The organism is Xanthomonas sp. 10-10, from assembly GCF_040182365.1.
GTDB classification, from domain to species: Bacteria; Pseudomonadota; Gammaproteobacteria; order Xanthomonadales; family Xanthomonadaceae; genus Xanthomonas; species Xanthomonas arboricola_F.
This window is the reverse complement of sequence record NZ_CP144460.1, coordinates 3,409,503-3,436,428: the sequence shown is the minus strand read 5'-3', so window position 1 is coordinate 3,436,428 and position 26,926 is coordinate 3,409,503. Positions and strand designations below refer to the sequence as shown.

At 58.5% G+C, this 26,926-nt stretch carries 18 protein-coding genes; 11 read left to right on the top strand and 7 right to left on the bottom strand.

What is annotated here, in order from left to right; genetic code table 11:
- The first annotated feature begins 687 nt into the window (after positions 1–687).
- The 3 genes from avs1a to avs1c are packed head-to-tail and all read left to right on the top strand — an operon-like array spanning position 688 to position 8,002.
- Positions 688–1,869, top strand: a complete 1,182-nt coding sequence (gene avs1a / locus VZ068_RS14445) for an AVAST type 1 anti-phage system MBL fold metallo-hydrolase Avs1a (protein ID WP_349655683.1) — start codon at positions 688–690, stop codon at positions 1,867–1,869.
- Positions 1,866–7,703, top strand: a complete 5,838-nt coding sequence (avs1b, locus tag VZ068_RS14440) for an AVAST type 1 anti-phage system protease Avs1b (protein WP_349655682.1) — start codon at positions 1,866–1,868, stop codon at positions 7,701–7,703. Before avs1a ends, avs1b begins: the two co-directional genes overlap by 4 nt.
- A gap of 26 nt (positions 7,704–7,729) precedes the next feature.
- A complete protein-coding gene (gene avs1c, locus VZ068_RS14435; RefSeq protein WP_349655681.1) occupies positions 7,730–8,002 on the top strand; it encodes an AVAST type 1 anti-phage system protein Avs1c in 273 nt (90 codons plus the stop codon).
- A gap of 212 nt (positions 8,003–8,214) precedes the next feature.
- Here avs1c and VZ068_RS14430 read toward each other — a convergent pair whose 3' ends face one another.
- Positions 8,215–8,484 (bottom strand): BPSL0761 family protein, encoded by a 270-nt coding sequence (locus tag VZ068_RS14430; RefSeq protein WP_323545139.1) that lies wholly within the window; start codon positions 8,482–8,484, stop codon positions 8,215–8,217.
- A gap of 139 nt (positions 8,485–8,623) precedes the next feature.
- Complete coding sequence (locus tag VZ068_RS14425) at positions 8,624–9,337, bottom strand: hypothetical protein (protein WP_349655680.1); 714 nt, start codon at positions 9,335–9,337, stop codon at positions 8,624–8,626.
- A gap of 170 nt (positions 9,338–9,507) precedes the next feature.
- On the opposite strand from VZ068_RS14425, the gene VZ068_RS14420 reads away from it, so the two are divergent.
- The gene (locus VZ068_RS14420; protein WP_349655679.1) at positions 9,508–9,750 is read left to right on the top strand and encodes a helix-turn-helix transcriptional regulator; all 243 of its coding nucleotides are present in this window, start codon (positions 9,508–9,510) and stop codon (positions 9,748–9,750) included.
- A 76-nt stretch (positions 9,751–9,826) separates the two neighbouring features.
- Here VZ068_RS14420 and VZ068_RS14415 read toward each other — a convergent pair whose 3' ends face one another.
- Together VZ068_RS14415 and VZ068_RS14410 are read right to left on the bottom strand one after the other, a co-directional pair.
- Positions 9,827–10,669, bottom strand: a complete 843-nt coding sequence (locus tag VZ068_RS14415; protein WP_349655678.1) for an XVIPCD domain-containing protein — start codon at positions 10,667–10,669, stop codon at positions 9,827–9,829.
- 74 nt (positions 10,670–10,743) lie between these two features.
- Complete coding sequence (locus VZ068_RS14410) at positions 10,744–11,622, bottom strand: hypothetical protein (protein ID WP_349655677.1); 879 nt, start codon at positions 11,620–11,622, stop codon at positions 10,744–10,746.
- Positions 11,623–12,039: 417 nt separating this feature from the next.
- Between VZ068_RS14410 and VZ068_RS14405 the strand changes: the two genes are divergently transcribed.
- The 7 genes from VZ068_RS14405 to VZ068_RS14375 all read left to right on the top strand — a co-directional run bounded on the left by VZ068_RS14405 (position 12,040) and on the right by VZ068_RS14375 (position 24,344).
- Positions 12,040–13,110 (top strand): hypothetical protein, encoded by a 1,071-nt coding sequence (locus VZ068_RS14405; RefSeq protein ID WP_349655676.1) that lies wholly within the window; start codon positions 12,040–12,042, stop codon positions 13,108–13,110.
- 464 nt (positions 13,111–13,574) lie between these two features.
- Positions 13,575–15,335, top strand: coding sequence for a hypothetical protein (locus tag VZ068_RS14400; RefSeq protein ID WP_349655675.1), 1,761 nt, complete (start codon positions 13,575–13,577; stop codon positions 15,333–15,335).
- Positions 15,336–15,636: 301 nt separating this feature from the next.
- Positions 15,637–18,978: a VPA1262 family protein gene (locus VZ068_RS14395; RefSeq protein ID WP_349655674.1), complete on the top strand. Its 3,342-nt coding sequence runs from the start codon at positions 15,637–15,639 to the stop codon at positions 18,976–18,978.
- A 1,384-nt stretch (positions 18,979–20,362) separates the two neighbouring features.
- On the top strand, positions 20,363–21,265 hold the full coding sequence (locus VZ068_RS14390) for a TIM barrel protein (RefSeq protein WP_349657716.1): 903 nt from the start codon (positions 20,363–20,365) through the stop codon (positions 21,263–21,265).
- Positions 21,266–21,295: 30 nt separating this feature from the next.
- Positions 21,296–22,981, top strand: coding sequence for a GMC family oxidoreductase (locus tag VZ068_RS14385; RefSeq protein ID WP_259151714.1), 1,686 nt, complete (start codon positions 21,296–21,298; stop codon positions 22,979–22,981).
- Positions 22,981–23,556: a gluconate 2-dehydrogenase subunit 3 family protein gene (locus VZ068_RS14380; RefSeq protein WP_259161297.1), complete on the top strand. Its 576-nt coding sequence runs from the start codon at positions 22,981–22,983 to the stop codon at positions 23,554–23,556. Before VZ068_RS14385 ends, VZ068_RS14380 begins: the two co-directional genes overlap by 1 nt.
- Before the next feature lie 44 nt (positions 23,557–23,600).
- On the top strand, positions 23,601–24,344 hold the full coding sequence (locus VZ068_RS14375; protein ID WP_349655673.1) for a DUF1080 domain-containing protein: 744 nt from the start codon (positions 23,601–23,603) through the stop codon (positions 24,342–24,344).
- A 258-nt stretch (positions 24,345–24,602) separates the two neighbouring features.
- On the opposite strand, the gene VZ068_RS14370 is transcribed toward VZ068_RS14375, so the two are convergent.
- From VZ068_RS14370 to VZ068_RS14360, 3 genes are read right to left on the bottom strand one after another with little or no spacing between them, the layout of a single operon-like run.
- Positions 24,603–24,899 (bottom strand): cytochrome c, encoded by a 297-nt coding sequence (locus VZ068_RS14370; protein ID WP_349655672.1) that lies wholly within the window; start codon positions 24,897–24,899, stop codon positions 24,603–24,605.
- 18 nt (positions 24,900–24,917) lie between these two features.
- Positions 24,918–25,772 carry a sugar phosphate isomerase/epimerase gene (locus VZ068_RS14365; RefSeq protein ID WP_349655671.1) on the bottom strand — a complete coding sequence of 285 codons (855 nt, stop codon included), beginning with the start codon at positions 25,770–25,772 and terminating at the stop codon, positions 24,918–24,920.
- A 19-nt stretch (positions 25,773–25,791) separates the two neighbouring features.
- Positions 25,792–26,916, bottom strand: a complete 1,125-nt coding sequence (locus VZ068_RS14360; protein ID WP_349655670.1) for a Gfo/Idh/MocA family oxidoreductase — start codon at positions 26,914–26,916, stop codon at positions 25,792–25,794.
- Positions 26,917–26,926 lie beyond the last annotated feature (10 nt).

Sequence of the window (26,926 nt, the reverse complement as noted above, 5' to 3'; positions counted from 1 at the left end):
GGGTTGAGGAGCGATCTTTGTCATCTAGTCGCCTAAGAGGGAATAGATTGTTGCATCGGATGCACTTTTTTTGCTCTGCGGAAGTAAATGCAGAATGTATATTTAACGCGGCATCAGTCGCTGCTTTGTCGCTGCAGTGATCGATGGCGTACTGTAAGAGGCGATGACTTGGTTACGTCGCTCGCCGCTCGCTATAACAAAGAAAGCCATAAAATGAAAGCATCCTGCGATAATTATGGGGGGCCATAGCCAAGCATTGCTACCGACGATCAGCAATTTGGGCGCAGCTACGGAGATTCGAGCAGCCCAAGGAAAAGCAGAGATACCGACAACATCTTGGGCTCTTTCGACAAGCCCTTGCCTGACGTTGACTATGCGCGTCGCGGTGATGGTAAGGCGGCTGCGCGGCGCCTCCGAATATGCAGCGAATACGAGGTGATCAAGATTGGGGCGTAAGCTTCCAGAAGCTGGAACCAGCGGCGTGAAGTCGCTGACGAATACACGGCTCAGCTCGCCGCCGGGTCGCCTGTTGGAGGAAGGAGGGGAGTTCCGTTCGGACGCCGGTACCGGTAGTACATGTCGTCGGGGAGGAGAGAAAGGTTCTGGTTCTTGGTTTGCATAGCTCTCCGCTGTCGAGCAATATGGGCGGTATAGTAATGCAAATTCATATTCCTAAGTGCCTTGCCCATGCCGAAGCTGAAGATGTATCCCGCAAGGAACGGCGACGCTTTCCTTGTTGAGGTCGCGGGGCAACACATCCTGATTGACGCTGGGTATGCCTCCACTTTTCGAGATGAAATCGCTCCTGACCTGTTGAAATTGCATCAAGCAGGAAGGCGCCTCAGTCTCGCCGTATGCACTCATGTTGATGCTGACCACATCGGCGGAATGATCGAGTTCATTGGGGCGAATGGTGCTCCCGGTGCCCGGCGCATTATCGAGGTTGATCAGTTTTGGCACAACGGTCTGCGGTCTTTGCCTGCCGCCTCAGGCGCAGCAGACAATACTGCGGACCGGCAGCTGCTACAGGCAATCCAGCGCCGTGGGTTTTCGATCGAAGTGGGAGCGTCGCCCGAAGCACGGCCAATCAGCGCACGTCAGGGTAGCTCGTTGGCCCGGTTATTGGCGCAATACCAGTATAGATGGAATGGCGATAATGGCCTGCGATGCGTGCAGATGCAGACACTGCCGGGGGTGCTGGTTGAAGGCGTCGAGCTACACGTCATAGGTCCGCCGATCGGTCGGTTGCATGCCCTGCGCGGATGGTGGCTATCTGAGCTGCGGCAGCTCAGCTACAAGGGCAGTGGCCGGATCAGCGATCTGGCCGAGGACGCGTACGAGATGTGGCTGGCATCGGAGAGGTCGACCCCCATTGCGGCGATTACTTCGATCGCAGCTGGAGAGGCGGGAGGTTTGAAAGACGTCCATATCGCCGACACTTCGTTAACTAACGGGAGTTCAATCGCCTTCGTCGTACAAGGGGAGGGGGCAAGACTTTTGTTCCTGGGTGATGCCTGGGCTGACGACGTTATTGCGGCTGTACCTGCGAAGGGGTCCGCACCGGTCGTGTTCGATGCGATCAAGATCTCGCACCATGGCAGCCGGCATAACTCAAGCGTCGAACTGCTGCAACGCGTCGACGCGCCGTGTTTTCTGATCTCTTCTGATGGATCGCGTCACGGGCACCCGGACTTCGAGGTATTGGCCGAAATTGTCGACCGCCCTGCAGCCTTCGAACGCCAGATACATCTCAACTACGACACGCCCGCCGCAAGGAAGCTGTCACAACATGTATCAAGAGCCGGTGCGTCGTTCAGCGTGCACATTGGACGCAGCGACTGGATCACTGTTGGGGAGACAAGGACGTGATCGAAGAAGAAATCAAGGATGCGTCCTGTCAGGTGCTGGCAGATAAAAAATCAGGCACAGGCTGGCTGATTTCGCCTAGCCATGTGCTGACGGCGCTCCACACCATTGAGGGAGCGGACGGCGGACTGTGCGGCCACGTCACGGTGCGTTTCTACGGCGGTGGGGCCACGCGGGACTTCGAGGCGACTGTGCTTGCGGCCGACGGGGACCTTGACGTGTGCCTGCTGGGATTACCGGAAGCGCTTGGCTATCGCCCGATCGCCCTTTCGGCCAATCCAGTGCGGCCGGGAATGTGCTGGCATGCCTTTGGCTATCCGGCCGTTAAACTCGACGTCGGGCACCTTGCACAGGGCACAGTGCAGCAAGTGCTCGCGGTCCCTGTTCAAGGCATCGACCTAGACTTGACCGTCGATCCGGAGACGGTTCTGTCCGGCTACGAGGGTTTGTCCGGTGCAGCGCTCATTGTAGACGACGTTTGCCAGGGGATTATTCGGATCCGGGTGGACAACACGCTTGGGGCAGTCGGAACCGCGCGATTCAGAGCATTTCTTGAGAGCCATGGGGTTATTTCATCAAGTGAGGTCGATGCACCGGATGTGGATCTTCCCAAAGGAGTTGCGCGCAGGAATTTCGATGAAAAGTTTACTGACTGTCTCCGTGAGGGCGGATCAGGTTATGTGCTCTTAGAAGGGACGCACGGAATCGGAAAGTCGACCTACTGCCAGACATTCGATCCTAATGGTGGAGGTATCGACGTCCTAGGAGTTTATGCGTTCACGGACCGGGCGCGCTTCTCCACACCTGCTCACCAAGCGCAGCCCGAGATTTTCTTCGACTGGCTCAACTCGTTGCGCTCGGCAAAGTCCACGGGGCGTCCTGCGCGCCTCACGGAGTTGTCCTACCCGCAGCTCATTGAGCATACGGCGCGTGCGTTGCAGGAGCTCGCGGATGGCTGCGTCCGGTCTGGCATGCGAGGAGTGTTGTTCATTGATGGCCTCAATGAGGCTGACCGTTTGGGGGGGGAAGCCCTGCAACGGTTTATTGGTTTGCTCCCTCGTGTGTTGCCTACCGGACTCAAGGTTGTCCTCACGGGAGTCGGGCTGGACGCTTTGTCTGGCAAACTCGGTGACATTGCGCGCGGCGCGGTACGTCTGACACTGCCCGCCCTTGATGACCAGGCACAAGTCGAAATTTGCCGGTCTACGCTGGAAGGCGACAGAGCTACGCCGGCGCTAATCGATCTGCTGTGCGAGCGGGCTTTGGGTCACCCTCTATATCTGCGCTACCTGATTGACCTAGTGAACGGCGGCATCAGCGATGAAGAGCTGCGGACACTGCCCGCGTTCAGCGGCGCCATCGAGGACTATTACGAGACGATCTGGGCTAGGCTCATTCAAGATAACGACGTGGTCAATCTGCTCGCTATCATCGCGCGATTGCGCTGGAGCGTGCCGACCAGCGCGCTTATGCCCTTGTTGAACATGGGCGAGCGTGCCGTCTATGTCTCGACGCTTGCAAGAATCCGGCATCTCTTATCGCGCGCCGAAGAGACAGAGATCTACCATCCCTCCTTTTCAGAATTTGTCGTCCACAAGACTTCGGTCTCAGGTAACTGGGTGCAAGGACGGCTTGCGGACTTCTGTACAGATACCGCAAGCGGCGACTACGGAGTGCTGAATAGGATCTATCACGGACTTCTTGGCGAGCGTGATGTCAGGAGAGAAGCGCTCAATGCCTGCGATCAAACGTGGGTCGATCATGCGGTGCTGTTGGAGGCCGAGCCTGATGTGCTTCTGACGGACATTGACGATGCGCTTACCATTGCAACGGCCGAAGGCAAGGCCATCGACATCGTTAGACTGCTTTTGTTGTCTCAGCGATTGGGGTTTCGCTACAACACGTTATTCGCACAGTCTGCTGAGTTGGTGGCCCAGGCACTAATTTCACTAGGCAAGACCAAACAGGCGTTGCGGCACATTCTCCGTTACCGCACATTGATCGTGGACCCTCAGGAGGCCTTTGCCGTCGCCCAAAGCATGATTGCAGCCAAGCAATACGATGATGCGGGAAAAATCCTAGAGACTGTGGAACGGGCATTGACTGAGGCGTTCACGCCGGAAGACATGACCTGGAACCAGTTTACTTTTCTTATGAAGCTGAGAACTCACCTCTACGTGCTTGTCGAGGAAGCCGGTAGTGACCCTCCCACGATCGAGCTCCTTAAGTACGCCCGCAGGGTGGTTATGAATCCGGGTAATGGCCTGCCTGTGGATCAGCAGCAAGAGATCATGCAGGCTATCATTGGTGACATGCTTGGCGCCGCGTTTTGCTTGAGAGGATCCTACAAGTCCATCGCCAAGATTCCGATCCCAGATGGGGTGCCACCGCATTTTCAGGCAACGTCGCTGATTGCCATTCTGTTGCATGCCAAATTGTACAGCGACACTTACGGAATTGAGCTGCAGGAGGCGCCTGTGCAGCTGTTACTTTCCGACATTGAGGAAAAGCTTGACGGAAGCCTGCCAGTCGATGACCGGACCTTCTTCGTGGTCGATGCCCTGATCGAAGTCGGAGCGGCGCCCGAACTCGTCATGCGATATGCGGGAGAGATGCTTATCGCGGTGGCTGATATTCCTTTGTTCACCAAGAACAGAGCGCTCGCCGACGAGAAAGCGTTCGATGATGCCTATCGACGACAACGCGCCAGCTATTTCCTTTCCCAGCAACTGGTGTGGCCAGTTGCTCAGCTCCCTGACTCGGATAACTGGGAGGTTCGCCTCGTTACCCTCGCACGGTCGGTGGCCTGCCACGACGGTTGTGCTCGGCGTGCATATGCGCTTAACGATGCCGTAGCTGTCAACGCGATTCGGGAGGACATTGAAGTTAATCTTCTACCGGCATTTGAATTCACGCTCAAGTCCCGAATACGGTGGGATGAGAGCTATTTTATGCCGGAACATGTGATTCCGTGGCTCTACCAACATTTGGTGCGGCTATACATCGACTGCTTTGGCGGAAGCGCGGATGCTTTGTTTGCCTTGTTAAAAAGGGGATTTGGTGAGCAACTTGGGCTCTACAACGAAGGATTTCGTCGAGCGTTGGAGGGCCTGATTGGGCCCATCATCAGTGCAGATAAGTTGGGTGGTCTGGAAGACACCGTGTTCGACGCGGTGGTTGCATGGCGCGATTACACGTTAAAGAACGTAGAGAACCGGCATGAGTTGGTGCCGGAGTTGCTAAAAATCGTGTCGCTGTTGGCTCGAATAGGCGCTCCGGAGGAAGCATTACGTACGTACCGCTCCGTGCTGGGGGTTTCGATGGGCCCCGGATGGTACAAGGAGGATCAACTATCGCTGATGTCGGAGACGCTCGCGGCGTTGTCCCTTGGAACCGCAGTCGATACTGTGGTTCTCGCACAGATTGCGGCCAATCTTGAGCGAGCGACTGGCGAGATGACGTTTCGGCGATACGTGCGCGCCGACAAGGGATCGTTTATCGGGGAACTTTGTCGGCGAGGCTTGAGCGCCGGTGCTGTGAGGTATTTTCAGCACCAGTCGTGTGGAACCAACCAGCAGTTGTTCGACCAAGTTGCAGAGAGCGACTTAGACCGCGTGTCGCCTTTTGTCGGCATGCGATTTCCGGGTGGATCGCTGGAAGAGCAGGCAGCGCTGCTGCAGTTCGTCAAGCACGTAGATGTTTCTCTTGGTTGGCGGATACGCTGGGCTCTGCTAGAGAGCTACTTGCAGGGCGACGACCGCTACTTGGATGGCTGGGGTTTGGCTTACGCCAACATCATCAATCGGCTAGTGGATCATCCGTTAGATCTTGCATGGGCATCTAACAGAATCAAGATGCTCTCGCTGTCGATGAGTCGAGAAAGAGCATGGCTCCTGCTGCAGGCCCTGATGTCGCGCTTGGAGCCAGCGGCTTTGACGGCGCTAGGCTCCTTGTTTGAGAAAATCGAGGGCGACTTATCCGAGGATCAGGTTGACCGGATCAGTTCGAACTTCGGTGTTCGCAGGCGGCGTCTGAACGGTTTGCGAACAGATCTGGATAAGCAGGTTACGCAAGTCACCAAGCCTTCGGTTGATGTAGGCGAGCCAGAATCCGGCGACGAGGACGGGATTTGGATGCCAGGGACCTTCGGGAGGCGGTCTGCGCTTCAGGAGGCGGAACGCGCGTTGGAGGCGTCGCGAAAGCATCTCAAACGACGGAACTCCGCTGAGGCGATCGCTTGCAGCCTTGAGGCGCTTAGGGCGTTGCAGCGAGGGGAATGGTCGGTATGGGATCACCTCCACTCGGCCGGCGAGGCAGATCGAATCCTGAAAAGTCTCATTCCAGATGGTGACGCATTGGCGCGGGCCTATGGCGATCTTGCCATCGAGGAACGGCACACCCAGCGATGGCAAATTGCCTCCCGACTTATCCAGCTGGCCAGCTCTGGGTTGGATGCGCAAGCACAAGCCGACATGCTGGACGTGGCAATCGACCATGTAGGGTTGCTGGTTGGTGCTGCATCTACCAATCCTTTTACGTACATTGGCAACGAAGCGCACGATGAGGACACGCCGCCGGCACTGGAACTCTTGCTTTGGACGTTGGACCATCCCAGCTGGGAACGACGTGATAGTGCAGCATCCATGCTGCTTTGGCTGTTGCGGACGGAAGATACATGGATTCAGCCAGTTGTACGGCTCATGGTCTCGCGTGATCCCCGTTATCGGGCTGACGTCGCAACCGGCGCGCTTGATGTTTTGTCCAAAGAGAATCCGCTGGGGTTGTGGTCGCGAATCGTTCCCTACTTGGAGATGGATGCGCTGCCGGATCAAGTCGCCCACGTCAGTAGGTATGCGGCACTTATCCGGGTGGCTGATAGGGCTGGCAGACAGGGAGATGGCAGCGCAGCCAAGCTCGCACGCGCGCTCGAAGCCAGGTTGCCGATATCGGATTCATCGGATGCGGTGCATGCTTCTCCGCCTCCTCCAACATATCTTCCCTCCAATCTATTCGGTGTTTGGAAAGGTTTGAGCGAAATTGGTATGTTGGACTCTACATCAGTAAAGCGATTCGCTGCGGCACTTGCAACAGCCTGTTTGCCGTTGAGCATTGAAGATTGTCATGCACTGGAACTAAGTGTCTCACAGGGATTTCGCGAGCGGATAGGTCTCCTGGATCGCTGGGAATGCAAGGTGCGGCATGCGTTGTGCGTTGCCATCTTTCCCGATCTGTCGCTTGATGCATTGCGGGTGGCCGATGCCATTCTCAGAACATGCAACCCGGAGTCACTGGTGGAGCCGCCAGCTGAACTGCGGCCAACTTCCCGCCTGATCGAAGCGCTAATTGCGAGAGATGAAGATGCCTACCAGCCGTCGGACCACGACTTTGTATATCTGCATATGCAGTGCATGGCGGAGATTGATAAGAAACTCGTCCACGTCGAGTTGATTCCCGAGTTGATTGCGCCAGGATCCAAGCGCCCCGGTCCGGTATCCGACCCGGCTTTTCTTTCTACGGAGATACCGGACTTTCAAGATAGCAACGCGACGGATGTTTGTGGTAGGGTCCGCCCAATTGCCGCAACGTTTGGATCCTTGACGCCAGCGATCGTGACACCACAGTTCTTGGCGTTGATCGGCGCCGATCCATCGGCATGTGTGCGTCATCATTGGCGCGACGGTAGTACAGCTACTGTGATGTCACCTGTTCAGAGCCGCGTTTTCGAGCATGCGTTGCTCGCCGTCAGGCGAGCCGCGTTCGATCTGCCATCTGGTTGGCGCCTGGCGTGGAGCTTGCACGTCAGTGGAAAATATCAAACCACATTGAACAAGTACTGAAATCTATGGTTAAGAACATTAGTCGCATGTCCACGCCCATGACGCGTGTCGATTTCGAAGATCGTATTAACCTTGTTCGCGAGCAACTGCGCTTGGGAAAGATGCACTTTGCGCGCGGCTTGCGTGGTCCGGATTCGCTTTTGCAGGTGCGTAAATTGCCAAATGGTCGAATCGATCTTCTCAGTATTGATGAGAGTGCCCGACTTCAGGCGAACACGATGTATCAGATGATGATCGGCGGCTTTGGTGCAGAGATCGATGCATTGATCAATGCTTCCGAATCTGACGCTGAGCTGTGAATTCGATCAATCAAGGGGCCTTCCGAAAGGGGGGGGGGGCACCCTCGTATTCATGGATACTTACAAGAAGGCCGATTTAGGCCATAAATAGTGTCTGTGTCCGAGCTTAGGAAGTTCAGGATAGAGTTCAAGCGTGATGTGATTATGCAGTCCAGCTAGCCGAGCGTCCGTGCCCAGGAGGTCCAAAAGTTGGAGATCCGCGATAGCCGTATCTATCCCCCGATGTGTGGACCAAGCTTGTACCCGCGAACCCAGTCATCGTCGAACGTGGGGACGAGGTAGTTCCTTACCAGCCTTGATCCCGTAAGCTGAAGTAGATGCGCTTCATTGGCCGCAATTGCTTCGACGTCCGACACCGAGGGGAAGTGACGCAGCAGTCGGTAGGCCTCCGTTCGGACCGCTTTGGGCACGGCCGCATTAGCCGAGAGTTCTTTAAGAAATGCCCCGGCCTGGATAAGGTTACGCGTGCGCTCGACTGGCATCGTCATTGCATCATTTCCTCTAGGGTACGTCGCTGCCGCCCCTTGCGGGTGTGCGGGCCTATGGTAGGTTTCGCGCCCTACATCGGCACCTTGATCACGGCAGTGCACGGTTTACGGTGGAAAGAGATCCGTGCTTTGGCTATGGAACATCAGACCAATATGACATTCCTTCGGGTAGCAATATGCTCAGAAAAACTTCCAGAAGGACAGGCCGCTTCCAATTAGGATCCGGTACAAAGCGATATTCATCATGCGCCAATGCGTTGCGGGTCGCTTGGGAGTTGAGCCAACGAGCTCTGCGGCGCATCTCCTCTAACATTGCGTTGCGTGCCGCTTCTTGATCCATGCCAGTTCGCAAGAACGCAGCGGCCGCCCCCCTGGCCCCGTACCAGGCCAAATAGCGCTTGCGCGCCAAGCTGAGATTGGCCCACTCATCAGCCATCACATGCATGATCAGGGATGCGCCGGCGGGCTCAAGCGTATGGCGACGTAGCAAATGAGTGAGGTAGGTTTCGATCTCGGCATGAGCCAGTGCGGCCCATAGCTCAACCTTGGCGTCCCTTGTGTCGGGACGCGCCGCCAGCCCCACCAGGATGGTGTGAAGTCTGGCTTGGAGATCTTGAGGGTCACCCCAGTCGGTGGGATAGAACCAGGCCAGCGGCTCGTACAGCGAGCGCCGAATGCCCGGTTCTGGGCTCTGGGAGACCCGTACCGCTCCTGCATCCTCCAAGCGCCCTAACAGCGAGTGGCTTAGGGCCGTCCCGGTGCTGAAGGGCGCTACGGTTGAGGTGGACAGTTCAAGCGCATACCAGGCGGCAAGGCGTACCAAGCCCAGCGACTGTGCATAGGGCACCAAGTCGCAGGCGGCGGGCGGCAGAGTCGGTTGAGTGGCTGCACATACCATCGCACCTCTCGCGAGTAAGCCGGGGATGCTACCAGCGGCCCCTTGCTTTGGCTACATGTTTTTCATGTAACCGGTAGATGGGTCATAGATTGCTCAGTCGTCCAAGCCCGGTGACGACGGTGGCGTCCAAAACCATTTATCGCGATGACTACCGAAAGCTGGTGGAACGGCTACGTGACCGCCGCGAGACGCTGGGGCTGTCGCAGAGTGAGGTGGCTCGTGCATTGGGCTGGCCACAGCAGCGCGTCTCCGCGGTTGAGGCCGGTGCTCGCCGGCTGGATGTCATCGAGTTCTTCCAGCTGACTGCAACCCTGGGCCTGACTGCCTCGCAAGCCGTCAAACTTGTTTTTCCGACCGCCTGATTGTGCTGCAGGTATAGCGTGCAAGTTGGCCGCACCGAAGCGCCTACAAAAACATGCGAATTGATTATTGGCCGGGTTACATCATTCGCGGCCCGCTCCTGCTTGGATCATCCTGGCTGTGATCACGAGCCTGTGCGAGCTCTTGCAAGCGCGTTTGCTCTTGCGTATCGCGTGCCTGGTTAGCCGCCAGATACTGTTGTTCGGGAGCCGCAGCTAGAGCCTCGCTGGTCGGCATGTGCGCGCGGTTGGCATACGGATCCGGGGAGGCGCCTGGGCCTGAGCGCATCACGAACATCGTCACGCCGCCCGGAAGCTTGTCGGTCGGTATGTTCAGTGCAACGTCGACCTTGTCGCCGGGATTGAATCCTGCCTCCACCGCCATTCTGTAGGCGCTAGCAACCATGCGATCGCTGCGCTCATCCCACGGTTTGTTGGCGCTCTCATCGAGCCTTGCGATGGATGAGCGTAGTTGCGCCAACAGCGCAGCGTCTTGCGGTTTTGGGCCAACGGCGCTCTGACGATTCACAGATGGCTGCTCGTCTTCACGAGGATCGTGCGATGGATTAGAGCGCGCACCCATCTGCATTGCCGGTGCGGCGACCTGTGTCGTGGTTCTGCCCGTGGCCGCTGCGCGCTGTTGCAAGTGATCGTCATCCAGCGCTGACGAATGTTCCGGCGTTGTCTGCGACGACGGCGCGCTGGGCAATGGGGTTTGCGTAGGCGGCGCTGCAGGCTGCTGTGTGTGAGGCGATGGCGTGGAGGGGTTGGGTTGGGGGATGTTGGCAGGCATGGCCTGCTGCCGTTCTGCCTGCGATATCTCTGCTGCCGTCGTGGTTGCCCTGATCTCCATGCGGTCGTCGTTCTGGCCAACCACCGTGGCAATTGAGCCATCTTTCTGCAGCTGCAGGAAGAAGGGCATCTGCTTGCCCGTATCGCGTGCATGGTCTTGTGCAACTGCCGCCGTGGCCGCATCAATCTGCGCGTCAGTGCGCGTCAGTGCGCGTCAGTGCGCGTAATGCCAGCGCGGGCGTACATCCCGGCCACCTGGCTGTGCAAATCGCTCTGCGTCGGCGTGGGATTGCTGCGGGCGACCTCCGCCATCGACGCCATGTCTTGAAGGCCGGCCTGCTGACTCTGCCAGGTACGGTTCAATTCCTCGCGCGTGTTGCCGGTTGCTGGATTGGTGCCATAGAACGTGCCTGGCGTGGTCCATTCGCCGTTGGCGTCGCGGGTGTAGGAATGGCCGTCGGAAGCCTGTAACGGCTGCGGTTGCGTGCGCGCGTTCGTGATGGCCTGCGGCACTGGTTCTCGATTGGCGAACTCATTCCAGCCGAACTGGTTGTACGCGATCTGGTAGCGGGCCGCTATTGCTTCCGGCGTGTTGGCGGCGTTCTGCGCGATGATCGTCTGCGACTGGCTCTCCAGCGCGGTTGCACGCTCGGTGCTAATCGGGGCATTGCGTGTGATCGGTATCTTGCCGTCGATATTTTCCCTGATCTCGAGCTGCCACTGCCCGGTCTGAGCATCGCGCACGTAGTCGCGGCTCGTTTCAAACGGTTCGCGCGGCGGATGCGTTTCGGCCTTGGCATCCAGGCGGTATGGATCCTGCGGCTTTGGTGGATTTGCCAGCCCGAGCGAATACGAGTCGTTCGCCGCGCGGTAATTCAGTTCATCGGCAAGGCGGCCGGCGGCAACGAGCCGCGTTTCCTGAAAACCGCCGTTTGGCATCGGTGCGCTCACCGTGCGCGTCCAAGTGCCTTGAGGATCTTCCGGGTTGCGCGTCCACTCGTTGCCGCTGCGATCTGGCTGTGTGTAGATCCGGTTGATGTCCTGTTTCTCGGCCCAACGTTCGCCAAGGTAGGCGCCCGTCACACCGATCCAAGGCTTTCTTCTTCGACGTGCTTGGAGTGACGTCTGAGATGTGTAGAAAAACCTGGGCGTATCAAAGCTCAAAAATCTGGTCGCCGATCTGAGCCTGGTCAAGGTCTCGTTGCAGGACGTGCTATCAAAGAGTTTTGAGGCCAACGAAGCTTAGTTAGTAATGCGTACCAGCCCTTGAGCATCCCCGATCCTCACGCCAACTGCGATCAAGGGCCAATGAGCGAGGCGCCAGCTGCATCGCGCGAATAACAGTATATGGTCGAGTCAAGCTAAGATATGCAGTAGCAAGTGCGATCGCAAGAGCTCGCCTAAGCTCGTGATCGTGGCCTAGATGGCCAAAACAGATGTGGGTTGACAATTTTACGATCGGGCTCAGCCCATAGATCCTAGAGCTACATGTGGCTGCCAATGAGCATCGAGAACAACAAGTCAAACATACTGCCACGCCTGGATTACATTGCCTCACCTGCGCTCGATATTGCTGTGGCGCAGATGGTGGCGAACAAACATGCTTGCGACGCTCTAGCTAGGCGCTGCGTTCGGCTTTCGGCGATCGCAGGGCAGGGCTTGAATCTCTGGCCCGACGAACATCACATTCCCCAAGGATTCACGTTCTACCTTAGGGCGTTTCCGTTCGCTCGCAAAACCAGTTCCGACAAAGGCATTCCGGCGTTGGTGCCGGCCAGGAGGGTCATAGGCGATGCACATCGCCAATATTCCGAAACGATGTCGCCAGAGAAAGAGGCCGCTGTGCTTTCCTTTCTCCTGCACCCTGATCGTGCGCATTGGGGCAGCGATGAGGGTGCGACATACACGTGGATTCGCCCTCTTGGATTGTTCCTGGCCGGCGAAGGAAAGAACCGGGTGAGTCTATTTCAGCGCCTTAACGAAGAATGGATCCCTGCATGTACCAGTACCGAAGACTATCCTGCGCCCGAGCGAATAGTGATTTATACAGTCTGTACATTTGGGGTAACTCAATATTGGGCCGTTCTGGATGGCCGATACCTCGAGCCACTCGCTAGTCCCGAGTGGGTGTTGCCTGTACTGCAGGCTTATGGGGTCGTGATTTGTCGGAAGTGGGATTCTGAATTTCCGGCTCGTTCGTCGGTCGAGCGAGCGCTCAGGGAGGCTTCCAATGAAAAGTCGATACGACGCCTTCAGATCGATCTAGAAGTGGTGCGTGCACGGGATCAATGGGAGTGCGAGCCCGTGTCGGTCAGTGCTTGGTCCAGAATTTCCTCAAGGAATAAATGGGGTTGTACATGCATATTATGCGTGGTCGCGCTGGGCGGCACGATACTGCTTGTTGTTTCCGTGGACTGGTCATGGCCTCGTTGGCTGGGCGCATCACTTCTTGGCGCAGTGGCCGGGTGTTGTATGGCACTCAACATCAAGCTCATCACAATGCGGCAAAGCGAGGTTCGATCATCTCTCCGTTATAGTCTGTGGGCGAAGAAACCACGTACCTATAGCTGATCTTAATTCTGGCAATCTCAACGGGCTCCCAAGCAGGGTCTGTAGGGATATCCGCCGCAATTTCATTTTGCAGGCAGTCAGGTCGCCGCGGAAAGCACTGGAATCACGTCGTTGATTCGCCGAAATTCATTCAGACGGTCCTGTTTACCGCGATAAATATGACCAAGCAATTGGCCGCTAGTGCGTTTCAGGCACTGCGAGAGCCGCGCGAGCTAACGCCCGCCGAGCTCTGTGATCAACATCAACCGCAGACCTTTAGTTCTAGCTGGCATTGAATTGTGTGGGGGGGGGGGCTGCTGTAGTGGGCCAGGCTTAGGGGCGTCGCATTTGCCAAGAACTTTTTTTTCTTGTTAACGTGTTTCGGGCGACAGCCGATTCTTTGGCTTGTTGACTGATCGGTACATGAGCGCTGATCCCAGTTGCCAGTGCTCTTCCATTTGTTGATTACTGATAGGAATTACAGCATGAAAAGGGATTGGATGCTCCAGAGCCGGGAGACACGTCGGCGGTTTGACAACTCCACATGGGTGCCGCTGCGGGCTTCGGAGAAGCACGAGGAAGGGCGTGGCGACCTAAAAGATATTGGTTACATTAGCGAGTACTTTGGCTGTGGATCCGTCGCTTTTAGTCCGGAGAACAGGCGCAATGCAGATCGCTTGGGGTGGAATGAGATTGGGATCGGCCATAGTGCGCGGCCTTATGCCTACGACGATGGGCACTACTCCCCCGTAGAAGAGTTCCAATACAACGATAAGCAGCCAATCGGGATCGAGTTCGTCTATGAGCACGATCAACCTGTGGTTGGCGGTAGACAGTGGATATTGAGCCCAGATCTGATTATTGCCCTTCGTCTGGTGAAGGAAGGCACTAGCTGGGTTCGTCCGGAGGAGGACTTCGTTGAGGTCGTCCGTGAAAAGCTGGACAAGGATGGGAGCCACACGTCCATCGAGATAAAGCGAGAGTTCCTCTTGGACTACCTGGCTGCAAGAGGCTTGGCGCTGAAAGTTTCATACTACCGCCAGCGCGTCGAGAACATCTCGTCACTCCAAGGAGGCGACTATGAGGGCCTCGCTGAGACAGAAGAAGAAAGGGACGGGGGAAAGTTCGAGCTCAGCCTACGAGAGCTGAAGGATGTCTTCGGGGGGAGCTGGGCGTCCTTCCGGGTTTGGAGGACCGACGTAGACCCAGACGAAGATGCGCCGGTCATGGGGCCTGAGTGGGATGACAATACTGAGTCGGAGCAGCGAGAGGGCCATCGAGGTGGATACGCCGGCGTAAGGGTTGAGGGTGAGTTTTGGCGGGACGAATGGATCGACCACAAAGAGCGCAGTGTGCGCGTCAGAGGTGACGAGGACTCAGCTCGCCCCCATTTCATTACGGATACCGACGGAGCTCGTACAGCGTCCCGCGATCTGAAGAATGAGGATGTTGGTCGATGGCTCTGGTTCCGTCCAGGTGTTGTAAATGAGCTACTGGCACGTCGAGGGTTCTCTTTGAAGTGGTACACCGCGGAGACAGGGGCGATCATTTCCACATCCGGGTACCACACGCATTTCGGTGTCAACTCGGCAGATTTAATGACTGTGTATGCCTATGACATTGCCAAGCTCCCTACTTGGGAGCAGCACGTATGGGCCTCTCAAAACGTTGCTCCTGACGGAAAGGTCTCTGCGGAACTCTTGATGTCTCAAGTGAAGACACAGCCCGCTTCCACAGAGGCGTCTGAGGTTCTGCTGTTCAAGACTATGCGTTTGCTTGAGCGTAGCTTCAAGCACAAGCATGACTTCTCTTTGTTTAACCATAGAATCGATGATCAGGATGCGATGCAGATTGTGTCAAGATTTGTAAGTACGGATCGAGCGTCGCTTCTGCGACTTGCGAAAGAGCTAGTTCGCTTGTTTTCAGATAGGCTCAACGTACGTGAACTTCGTAAGCTTTCCACTCATGCTGACAGAGAAAAGCTTGGTTCTAATAAGCTTCTTCAGGACATTCTTGCTCAGAAGGTTGGTGTCGAGAAGGCTCGCAGCGTATTTGGCGTGATCGCTGGGGTGTATGACATGAGAGTAGCGGACGCCCATCCGACTGGCGACAAGGTTGCCGATGCTCTGATTTTAGCTGGGATTGACACAAGCCAGTCCTACCTCAAGCAAGGCCAGCAACTGATCTATAACTTTGGAAGCACACTCTTTCTGATCGGTAAGCTGATCTTTGGCGATGACAAGTGATAGAGACCTGATCCGATTCAAGTGGTCGCTCGCCGCCCAAAGGCGTCGGCGTGGTAGGAATCTGTAGGAATTTTGGCAGATTTGCCACTGCCTAGGCCTTTGTCAGCAATTGAGATCTCTTGCACCGCCAAACGATGACAAAGTTCCAACGACGGGCTGTCCCAGATAGACTTCGAGAGGCAGAATTCTTAGAGCAGCTGACGAATATCTACGAAACCCGGGGCGATTCACTGAGCCCTCCTGCTCGGCCAATTTAGCGCTGAAGCTCGCGCTTACTCATCGAAAAGCACAAGGATTCGCTATGCACTATGGTCTCAACGATCTAGTTTCAGACTTTAGGCTTCACAATCTCTTCGGCGATGATGACTCTCTCACTGTAACTCAGATATGGGTGCTAGAAATCCAAGGCTCGTACTCCTCAGAGCTAAGATTTCTGTACGGCCGATTGTTGCCAGGTACGTACCAGTCAGACAGCTGGAGTGGAACGACAACCAGCAAAAATGCAACGCCCGAGAGCGGTTCGGCAAAGACTCATGCGCTGACGCTGCATACATCTGCATTTCGAATCAAAATTTTTCTTGAGCACTTCATTGCCGGCGAGTCTCTGAGCTCTGCCAGTAAAATGGCAGGTATTCAACTCAATGATAAGTTGGCTGTGAAAATTGGAGGGGCGATTTTTGGGGTGAACCCTATTGGCCGTCCCGTTATGCACTTGCCGACACGCGATTACTTCCGGTTCCGTACAAGCCGGCTCAGTCCAACGAGCTACGCAAGCGTGGATAGCGCCGCGATGTCGTCTGAAGGCAAAGCGTTAGTTTTCAATCGCATGGGAGGTTCAGAGCGAACAATTGCCGCTGCCGCGTGCCTGTCGTTAAACGCCGATACTGGCCTGGACTTCACGGCATTGGATGCTTGGCGGATCGGGGACTTTGAGTTCATTTGTTCGCCCAGCTTGACGCGGGCAGAGAGGAGTAAGTACGACATAACGTTGAGCGGTTGTGACGCCACCATCCAGATTTTTGAACCTTTGACCCACGGGAAGTCAGATCTACTTCTAGTACTCAATGCACAAAGCGATGAAAGCATCCAAGCGACCTATACAACGGTCCTGGACAAGGAGACAGACTTTCCACTGAATCACAGCTTTAGGATGGAAGCACTCAAGAACCGGTCATGCACGTCATTCACATTGGAGATCTATGCATTAAGCAAAGGGCCAATCGCATCATACCTCGTGGTTCAGACGGGCAGCTACTTCGTTGGCAGCGTGAACTTAAGTACGCGCATGATTGGGTCAATCAGTTTGGACAGAAAGCTGGGCTGGCTGGAGAAGCAAGTTTCAAAGAAGGACAGGCCAAAGCTGGAGGTGAAGGGGCGAGTGGAGCGTGCTATTCATACCTCTCGCTCAGTCATAAGAGGGCACTTGTCGGACCCCTGGGTAGAATTGAATCGCCTCACTGAAAATGGCATTAAGCAACTTTTCCCTGAGCCCTCCAAGGGCCAATTCTTCATGAAACTTGCCGATAGCGGCGGCGCCAGCCGCCTACAGCTGACAGATTGGCTTCGCGAGATCTTCGATCAGCACCATGATGCTCAAATTGCATGGATCGATCCGTTTATGGAGGACGTAGGCGTTGAACTGCTTCACAGAATGGGAACCTCAACAGGAGACTATCTCATCATCACCACAGAGAAGGCGGCTAAGGACGATGGCATCTCGGTGAAAGCACCGAAAGACGAGGGCAGTTCGCTGGTCAAGCAGTCCGGGCGGGTGGAAAACCTTATCAGTAGGTGCAATGAGTGGAGAAGGGGGTATTTTGGCAATGTTCGGCTGAAGGTCCTAGCCGTTCCTGATAACAAGATCCACGACCGTATGATCCTGATTCGATCATCTGGCGGAGTGCCGCTAGGTGGCTATCATCTCTCCAATTCCATTCAAAGGGCCAACGAAAGCTATCCCCTCTTGGCAACTCCTATTCCATTGGATGTCATACCTCACGTCTTCGACTACGCTGACCAGATCATCCAGAGCACTTTGCATGGAGATGGCAAGCAAGTCCCGACCGCGAAGCTGATTTTTGACTCGACAACAGCTGCGCACTGCGAAAGTGAAGGAAAGGAGGTCGAGGGTTTGCACCATCGGTCCTCGTTCGTTGAGGCGACTCGCGCAGGCGATGTGTTGGCTTGGTGGCTGGATGACAAAGAGCTGGTCGGTCTGTCTGGAAAAGATCTGATGGGGCAACTGGAGGCTAAAGGGATGGTCACAGAGGGCCATCTGGACCACGGGATATTTGATAGCGTCGCATCCAAGCTGTGGACTGAAGGTCTACCTCTTGAAGACTTCAACTCTGCTTGGGATGCAATGGGCTTCGTGCTTGCTAACTCCCCTGCGGGCGATTTTTACACCAAGAGAGATGCACCCTTCTCGGAAGATCTTAAGAATTCCTTGCTTGATTATCTGAGTCCATTGCGTGACGGAGCGCTGCAGCCGCGGATGCGGAACGCACTGTTGAATATTGAGTTGTATAGGTCTCAAGACCTCAGTTCTTTGCTGCTATCGAGTTATGAGCCCCATGCTCTTTTTCCTTATTCACCTGTTGACACATCATGGGGCGACTACTATGCGCTGAAACTGCTTTGGGCCTATGCTCCGCAAGCGCTTGTAGAATTTATTACCAACATATGTGCATCTCCAATTAAAGACGAGCGCACGCATGCGCTAGTCGTGGAGGGATTCAGGCACATGTGTCTGTGTTTGAGCTTTGAAAAGCTTCCTGCACAGATCGATGCGCTCATGAAAAGTGAAGCTGGTTTAGTAGCTTGGGTGGGTCTGCATGCTTTTAAAGACGCGATTAACTCTGGCGTATGGGGCATTGATTCCCTTTCGAAGATCGACAGGGTCATGCCGGCTGGAGCGCAGCGAACGATCCTCTGTTGGATGATCAATGAGGCCAATTTCGCGAAGGCAGGGTCCAAACCCTATCTGATATCAAAGCTCACCGAGTCGCTTGATGGGGCGCTAACAGACGGGGAACTTAAGGATATTCTTGAGCCTGTGCGCGGACGTCTGGGCAGGCTGCATCACTTTACTCCGTGGATCCTTGAGTCACTGCTGATTCCCATGCTTGAACGTAGGGTCATAGACCCAGCACAAATTTCCAGGGAGTGGCTCAACGATCTCATGGTGCAGTGGCGTAATGCGTTGAACGGACAGAGCTTGCATTTTAAGCTTGAGGCGGATGGTGCCTTCACTGACGAGCTTGCGGTGCTAATATCCCATCTTGCACCAGAAGAGCTAGAAGCGATCGTTAGCGCGCTGCGGAGCATCTTCGACAGTCTGGCGCGAACCATTCGACTGCCGTTTAGCTCCCAGATAAGCTGGGGCTCACATAGCTGTGCACATGGGGTCAACCTGTGGCTCTACTCGCTCTCGCGAAGGATATTGGCGCTAGTAGATGGAGAGACTAATCAGCCTTTAGGTGAGCTTGTTAAGGGATGTGAGTCGATCACTGAACGACTCCCTGACTCGGATGGGCAAGTCGTCAGTAGCGCTCAGTTGGTGACCTACGCAAAAGGCGACCCTGATCAGATCAGATCTCATGGGCTACGCCACATTATTTGCGCTGCCATTGCACGAAGCTGAGTAGCCGATGGCGGGGACCAAGTTAGAATGGGAGGGCCATAATCTGCCTGAAGCGGATGGCTGCCATGTTAGGTAGTCCCACCGACTTTGCTGCCCATTGGCTTGTAACGACATTAACTAAACGGCCTTTGCCGCCGTCTTGCCCATATTCGTCGGGTCTGTGATGTCGGCAGGTTCCGCCGACTTGCGCTTGAACCCGGGTGGGGACGTTGATACGCAGCGCAGTGACCGTTATGTCGGGGCGCCTTTGACGGGAGCGGGTGTAAACAACTTGAGCAAATCGTGGTCGGATGTTTACATCTAGATCTCTCCGGGCTGCCAGAACTCCTGCTACCTTTGGTTTTCCGCCGTTTGTTGTCAGGTTTGGTAGACACAACCGTTTTAAGCGAATACATTTTTAAAGATGTAAACAAGGGCTCTTGGCGCATTTGCCAAGGGCCTTTTTTTATCCGAGTTGCTGGGTGCTTGCGCCCTTATTGTGTCCAGCGTGAAAAAACCGGACCGGTGGGATAGACATGTCGGCGCGCTCTTGGCGCCCCAGGAAGTGACGATGCATCCTGCTCGCGATCCAAGTCGGCACAGCGATGTTTTCGGCCGGCGCAATTTTCGGTGACGCACTGCGGTGCCGATCTGTCCGGTACCAATGGCTGATGCGACTGTGGTTGCTGGAACACGCATCGGCGATGATCGGTTGCTGATCCGTGTTGCCAAGCGACGAGAGCGAACACCTGCGCGCTCAGGCATCCGACCGCTTGGGTGGGCCGCAAGACTTACGGCAACGGCCGGTTGGCCGGAGTGGGGCAGTGCGTTGGCAAGTTCGACCGCCACAGCCGGCGCCCAAAGACGCTTACGGGTACGTTTACCTGATTCAGTCGGCTACCGTCACTGCAAGATGGGGTCATGCGGATGGGTGCCGAATCGCTCAAGACGATTGCAGTGCGCGAACCCGGGGCCGCGCAGGCTGCTGCATCACTTTGCTTCTGCGCATGCGTAGCAGGACAGACTGTCGCTCCATGCCAGGCTTGCCGTGATGCGAGTCAGGAACGACTGACTGGGTCCTCTGGAATACGCGGATGATCGACAGAGAAACGGGCGCTAGCGCGATGGCAGGCGTGAACGAGTTACCTGCTTGCGTGCGGAGTTGCTGACAAAAGGCCGCGGTCGACATCGCCGAAAAGGGCTGAGATCGTCTGGCCGTCCACCTCCTGCGACGCCCGAGGTTCCATCACCGTGATGCAGCGTCTGGCGCGATAGGGGTTTTGCCCTGCAGCAGGGATTTCGTGCACTGCGTCTTGCAAAACCGCGATTGCCTACTTTATGGTGCAATCGATTGAATTGCGGCGAATGCCTAGCATTTGATACCGGTTGGGAGGCCGGAAAACGGATGTCTATCCAATCGAGCGGGCCGGCGCCGGCCGCGGGGTTCACGCGGCGAGATGCGCTGCGCGTTGCCGTCGCCGGGAGCGTTGGCCTCGGCGTCGTGGGCATGTTGCCTGCGTCTGCGTCTGCCGCTGCCGCGCCGCGCAAGGGCAACCTGAAGCATTCCGTGGCCCGCTGGACGTTTCCGCAGCAGTCGATCGCCCAGCTTTGCCAGACGGTGAAGGGCATCGGGTTCGCCGCCATCGATCTGGTCGGTCCTGCGGATTGGCCCGCGCTGAAGGCCAACGGCGTCTACAGCTCGATGTGCAACGGCGCGGAGATGGGGCTGGACAAGGGCTTCGCCGGCAGTCAGTTCCACGACCAGCTGGTCGAGCGCTACACGCGGCACATCGACCTGGTGGCCGATGCCGGCTATCGCAACCTCATCTGCTTTTCCGGCAATCGCAACGGTATGGACCCCCAGGAGGGCATGGCCCACGCCGAAGCCGGACTCAAGCGCATCCTCGGACACGCCGAGAAGCGCGGCGTCGTGTTGGTGATGGAACTGCTGAACTCCAAGGTCGATCACCCCGACTACCTGTGCGACCACTCGGCATGGGGCGTGGAGCTGTGCCGACGGATCGGCTCGGACCATTTCGGTCTGCTGTACGACATCTACCACATGCAGATCATGGAGGGCGACATCATCGCCACCATCGGCAAGCATCACGCGTTCTTCAAGCATTACCACACCGCAGGCGTGCCTGGCCGGCACGAGATCGGAGACGCTCAGGAACTGCACTATCCCGCCATCTGTCGCGCAATCCGCGATACCGGTTTCGATGGCTATCTGGCGCAGGAATTCATTCCTTCCGCGCCCGATCCCGTCGGCTCGCTGCGCGAGGCGATCCGCCTCTGCGACGTCTGAAACGCTATCCACCAAGGTGAAGTAGAACCCATGGCAGACAATCACTACGACGCCATCGTCGTTGGCTCGGGAATCAGTGGCGGTTGGGCGGCGAAGGAACTGACCGAGAAAGGCCTCAAGGTCCTGATGCTGGAACGCGGACGCAACATCGAGCACGTCAAGGACTATGTCAACGCGATGAAGGAAGTGTGGGATTTCCCGCACTACAACCGGCCGACCCAGGCGATGAAGGCCGACTATCCGGTGTTGAAGCGCGACTACGGCCTGGTCGAGAACCTGCAGGGCATGTGGGCCAACGAAAAGGAATCGCCCTACACCGAGCTCAAGCGATTCGACTGGTACCGCGGCTATCACGTGGGCGGCCGCTCGCTGATGTGGGGACGGCAGAGCTATCGCCTGTCGGACCTGGACTTCCAGGCCAACCTCAAGGACGGTATCGCCACCGATTGGCCGATCCGCTACGCCGACATCGCGCCCTGGTACGACTACGTAGAGAAGTTCGCCGGCATCGCCGGCACGCGCGAGGGCCTGGACGTGTTGCCCGATGGCCAGTTCCTGCCGCCGATCCCGTTGAACATCGTCGAAAGGGACGTGGCCGCGCGGATCAAGAAGGCCTTTGGCGGGACCAGGCACCTGATCCACTCGCGTACCGCCAACATCACCCAGCCCATGGTCGAGCAGGGCCGGGTCAACTGCCAGTATCGCAACAAGTGCATCCTGGGCTGTCCCTTCGGCGCCTACTTCTCGACCCAGTCGGCGACGCTGCCGGCGGCGATGAAGACCGGCAACCTGACCTTGCGGCCGTTCTCGATCGTCAAGGAAGTGCTCTACGACAAGGACCGCAAGCGAGCGCGCGGCGTGGAGATCGTCGATGCCGAGAGCGGGCAGACCTATCAGTACACGGCCAAGGTCATTTTCCTCAACGCGTCTTCGTTCAACTCGAGCTGGCTGCTGATGAACTCGGCCACCGATGTCTGGGACGGCGGGCTGGGGTCTTCGTCCGGCGAGCTTGGGCACAACGTGATGGACCATCATTTCGGCGCGGGCGCCTCCGGCCGGGTCGAGGGCTTTGAGGACAAGTACTACTTCGGCCGTCGTCCCTGCGGCTTCTACATTCCGCGGTTCCGTAACGTCGCCGCGGACAGACGCGGCTACCTGCGCGGGTTCGGTTACCAGGGCGGCGCCAGCCGCACCGGGTGGTCGCGCGAGATCGCCGAGCTGAATATCGGCGCCGACCTGAAGGATGCGCTGACGCAACCGGGCGACTGGCGCATCGGCATGACCGGATTCGGCGAAATGCTGCCTCACCACGACAATACGATTCGCCTGGACCCGCAGCGCAAGGACAAGTGGGGGCTGCCGGTGCTGGCGATGGATGTGTCCCTGCGCGCGAACGAAAAGGCCATGCGCAAGGACATGGCCGCCGATGCCGCCGAGATGCTGGAGGCCGCCGGCGTCAAGGACGTGCAGATGCACGACGACGACTACGCGCCCGGCAAGGGCATCCACGAAATGGGGACCGCGCGCATGGGCCGCGACCGCAAGAATTCCGTGCTGAACCAGCACAACCAGGTCTGGGACGCGCCGAACGTCTACGTGACCGACGGCGCCTGCATGACCTCCAGCGCCTGCGTCAATCCCTCGCTGACCTACATGGCGCTGACGGCACGCGCGGCGGACCATGCGGTGCGCGAACTGAAAGCGGGGAACCTGTGATGGAACGCCGCGAACTGCTGAAGATGATCGTTGCCGCCACGGGCGCGGCCATGGTCGGCCTGCCTGCGCTCGTCCATGCACAGGTGCCGACCGCGGGGGCAAGGACGCTGTTCTCCGCCGCCGATGTCGGCACGCTGGACGAGATCGCCGACACCATCCTGCCGCGGACCGCAACGCCGGGGGCAAAGGACGCCGGCGCCGGCCCGTTCATGGCGCAATTCGTCACCGACTGCTACACCGCCAAGCAGCAGGCGGCGTTCCGCGCCGGCCTGGCCGACATCGACAAACGCGCCGGCGGCCGCTTCGTGTCGCTGGCGCCGCAGGCACGCACCGAGCTGCTGCGCGCGCTGGATGCAGAAGCCAGGAAGCACGCCGTCAGAACGACCGATACCGGCACCGCCGAACTGGCCGAAGCGATGCCGCATTACTTCACGATGATCAAGCAGCTGGCCATCTTCAGCTTCTTCAGCTCAAAGGTCGCCGCGACCGAAGTGCTGCGCTACGTCGCCGTGCCGGGCCGCTACGACGGCGACCTGGCCTACGCCCCCGGTACGCCCGCCTGGGCGACCAACTGACGGACCGCGAGGATTCGCCCATGCGCCACTTTCCCGGGAACACGATGACCAGACCCCTGCTGATGGTGGCCGGCCTGCTGGCCGCAGCGCCTGCGTTCGCGCAGGCCAGCGGCGACCCTGCGCGCGATCCGACCAAGACCGAGGTGTGGACGCCCGTCCCCGCGATCGTGGCCACGCCGCCCGGCGGCGCGCCCTCCGACGCGATCGTGCTGTTCGATGGCAAGGATCTCTCGGCCTGGGAGTCGGAGCAGGGCGGACGGGCGCCCTGGAGCGTCGCCGACGGCGCGCTGACCGTGGTCCCGGGGAGCAAGGGCATCCGCACCAGGCAGCGCTTCTGCGACATCCAGCTGCATGTCGAGTGGCGCACGCCTGCCGCGACCCGGGGGTTCGAAGGCCAGCAGCGGGGAAACAGCGGTATCTTCCTGCAGGAACTGTATGAGCTCCAGGTGCTCGACAGCCACGACAACCCTACCTATGCCAACGGCCAGGCCGGCGCGATCTACAAGCAGGCCATTCCGCTGGTGAACGCCTCGCGTGCGCCGGGCGCATGGCAGGCCTACGACATCATCTGGAAGGCGCCGCGCTTCTCCCAGGGGGGCGGGCTCACTTCACCTGCCCGCATCACCGTCCTGCACAACGGCGTGCTGGTGCAGGACGATACCGTCCTGTCGGGCAAGACCGAGTACATCGGCGCGCCGTCGTATGCGCCGCATGGGTGCGCGCCGATCTTGTTGCAGGAGCACGATTCCAAGGTCAGCTATCGCAACATCTGGGTGCGCGCGCTGTAGCGCCGGCGCAACGCTGTCGCCGGCATCTTGGGGTGTGCCATCAATCCCCGCGCAGATCGCGCCGCTCTTGCGCATGCACGCAGGCAAGAAGCGCGCGCATGTGTGGCGGATGCGGCTGGGGTGATGGCGTAGCGCCAGGCGCGCAAGCGCTGACCTGCGGATTGGGCTCGTCGGGCCGCCAGCCGGCGCCGCGCGGCTTGGCCTGACTGGCAATCCGACAAACCCAACGCGACCTACTCGGGCATCGGTGGCACGCCCTTATTGCGCCAGAAAGCTTGCGATGTTGCCGACATCCTCTTGCGACAGCTGAGGGAAGGGCGGCATCAACCCGCCGCCCTTGACGATCTTCTCCTTGATCTGCGCGGGTTGCAGCCGCTTGCCCACGTCGGTTAGCGCAGGAAACGTGGGCGGGACGCCCGCGCGAGTCGCGCCGTGGCAGGCCGTGCAGTGCGTTGCGTAGAGCTGCGCGCCGGCCGTCGGGTCGTCCTTGGACCATGCCGTGGCCGCAAGCGTCGTTCCGAGCAGAGCCACGGCCATTGTCAGGATCGGTTTCAAGCGGGGCTCCTGTGCGCGCTAGCGATGGGTGCCGGCGGGCAGGTGTTCACGCAGGTAATCGGCACCGATCTGGATGACCGTGGCCGGATCGCGCGGACGGTCGTGCTCGATGATGTACCAGCGCACGCCGGCACCCGCTGCGGCAGGCAGGATCGCGTTCCAGTCCAGCACGCCCCGGCCGACGGCGGCGAAGCCGCCCTCGTCCTCGGCCTGGCCTTTCGGGGCATTGTCCTTGGCGTGTACCGCAAACATGCGGCCCTTGAACTTGCCCAGCATCACCGCCGGGTCGTAGCCTGCGCGCGCAACCCATGCCAGGTCCAACTCGGTCTTGAGATCGGGGCCGGCCGCTGCGAACAGCAGCTCCAGGCCGGTCTTGCCATCGAAGTCGACCAGTTCGAAGTCGTGGTTGTGGTAGGCCAGGTGCATGCCCTTGGCCCGCACCCGCTTGGCGATCTGGCCCAGTTCCTGGCCCAATGCGGTCCAGCCCGCGGCATCGGTCGGCCGATCCTTCTCGTCCAGGTAGGGCACTACCAGTGTCGTGTTGCCGATCGACCGGTTGAAGGCGAGCGCGCCGTCCAGGTCCTTGCGCAGATCGGCCAGTTGCACGTGCGAGGAGATCGCCTTGATCGCATACCTGTCCAGCAGCTGCTTGAGTTCCGCAGCGCTGACGTTCTGCGTGCCGACCGTTTCCACCGCGCCCACGCCCGCGTCGTGGACGATCTTCAGCTGTTGGTCGAGCGAGCCGGCGTTGCGCAGCGAGTACATCTGCACCGCGATGAGTTGTTTCGGGCCGGCGGCGTCACGTGCGAAGGCGGGCAGGGCGACGAGCAGCAGCAGGGCGAGGGTCGCGGTCCTGCGTGTAGGCAGATGCATCAGGAAGTCCTCCCGGGATTCAATCGATGGATGTCCAGGCACGCGACCTGGCCGATGTGATGACGCGATCGACGATCAGCGCCGAGCGCACCCCGTCTTCGAAGGTCGGCAGGCCGTCCGGCCGCTCGCCTTCGATGGCGCGATAGGTGTCGGCGACGAACGCCTCGAAGCAATCGCCGTAGCCTTGCGCATGCCCGGCCGGCAATGTAGATAGCCGGCGTTGTTCGGCACTGCCGGCACCCGGCCCGCGCACGAAGATTTCCTCGCGCTGGTCGGGCAGGCCGATCCACAGCCGTTCGGCATCCTCCTGGTCGAACGCCACGCTGGCCCTGGCGCCGTCGATCTCGAACCAGAGGCGATTGCGGCGCCCCGCCGAGACCTGGCTGACCGTCAATGACGCCAGCGTGCCCGCGCCGGTTCTGAACATCGCTGCGGCCACGTCCTCGCTCGCTACCGCCTGCATCGCGCCGCCCGCCGTCGGCGTGCTGAAGCTCTGCCCGGTGAGGGCGCCGCGCTCGGCGATCACGGTCGCGAAGGCAGCGCTGACCTCGACAAAACGCTCACCGCCGACCCATTCCACCAGGTCGCACCAGTGCGAGCCGATGTCGGCGAACACGCGCGATGCGCCGCCCAGCGCCGGGTCCACGCGCCAGTTGTTGCTGGCGGGATCCAGCAGCCAATCCTGCAGATAGCTGCCGTGTATCAAGCGCAGCGGCCCCAGGTCGCCCTGCGCGATGCGTGCGCGCGCTTCGCGCACCACCGGGTGATAGCGGTAGACGAAGGGCACCGTGGCAACCAGCCCGGTCGCGGCGGCCAGTGCCGCCACTGCCTGGGCGTCCTGCAATGTCGTGGCCAGGGGTTTCTCGCAGATCACGTGCTTGCCGGCTTGCAGCGCCACCTCCGCCATGGCGCGGTGCAGATGATTGGGTGTGCAGACGTGCACCACCTGCACCTGCGGATCGGCGACCACGTCCTCGATGTCGCGATAGGCGCGCGGCACATTCCAGGACTGCGCAACCTCGCGTGCGCGTTGCGGGGATGAGGCGGCGATGCCGCGGACCTGCGCACCGGCCAGCAGCGCCGCGCGACGATGCACGGCGCCGATCATGCCCGTGCCGACGATGGCGATTCCAAGCTTGCTCATCGGGTGGGGT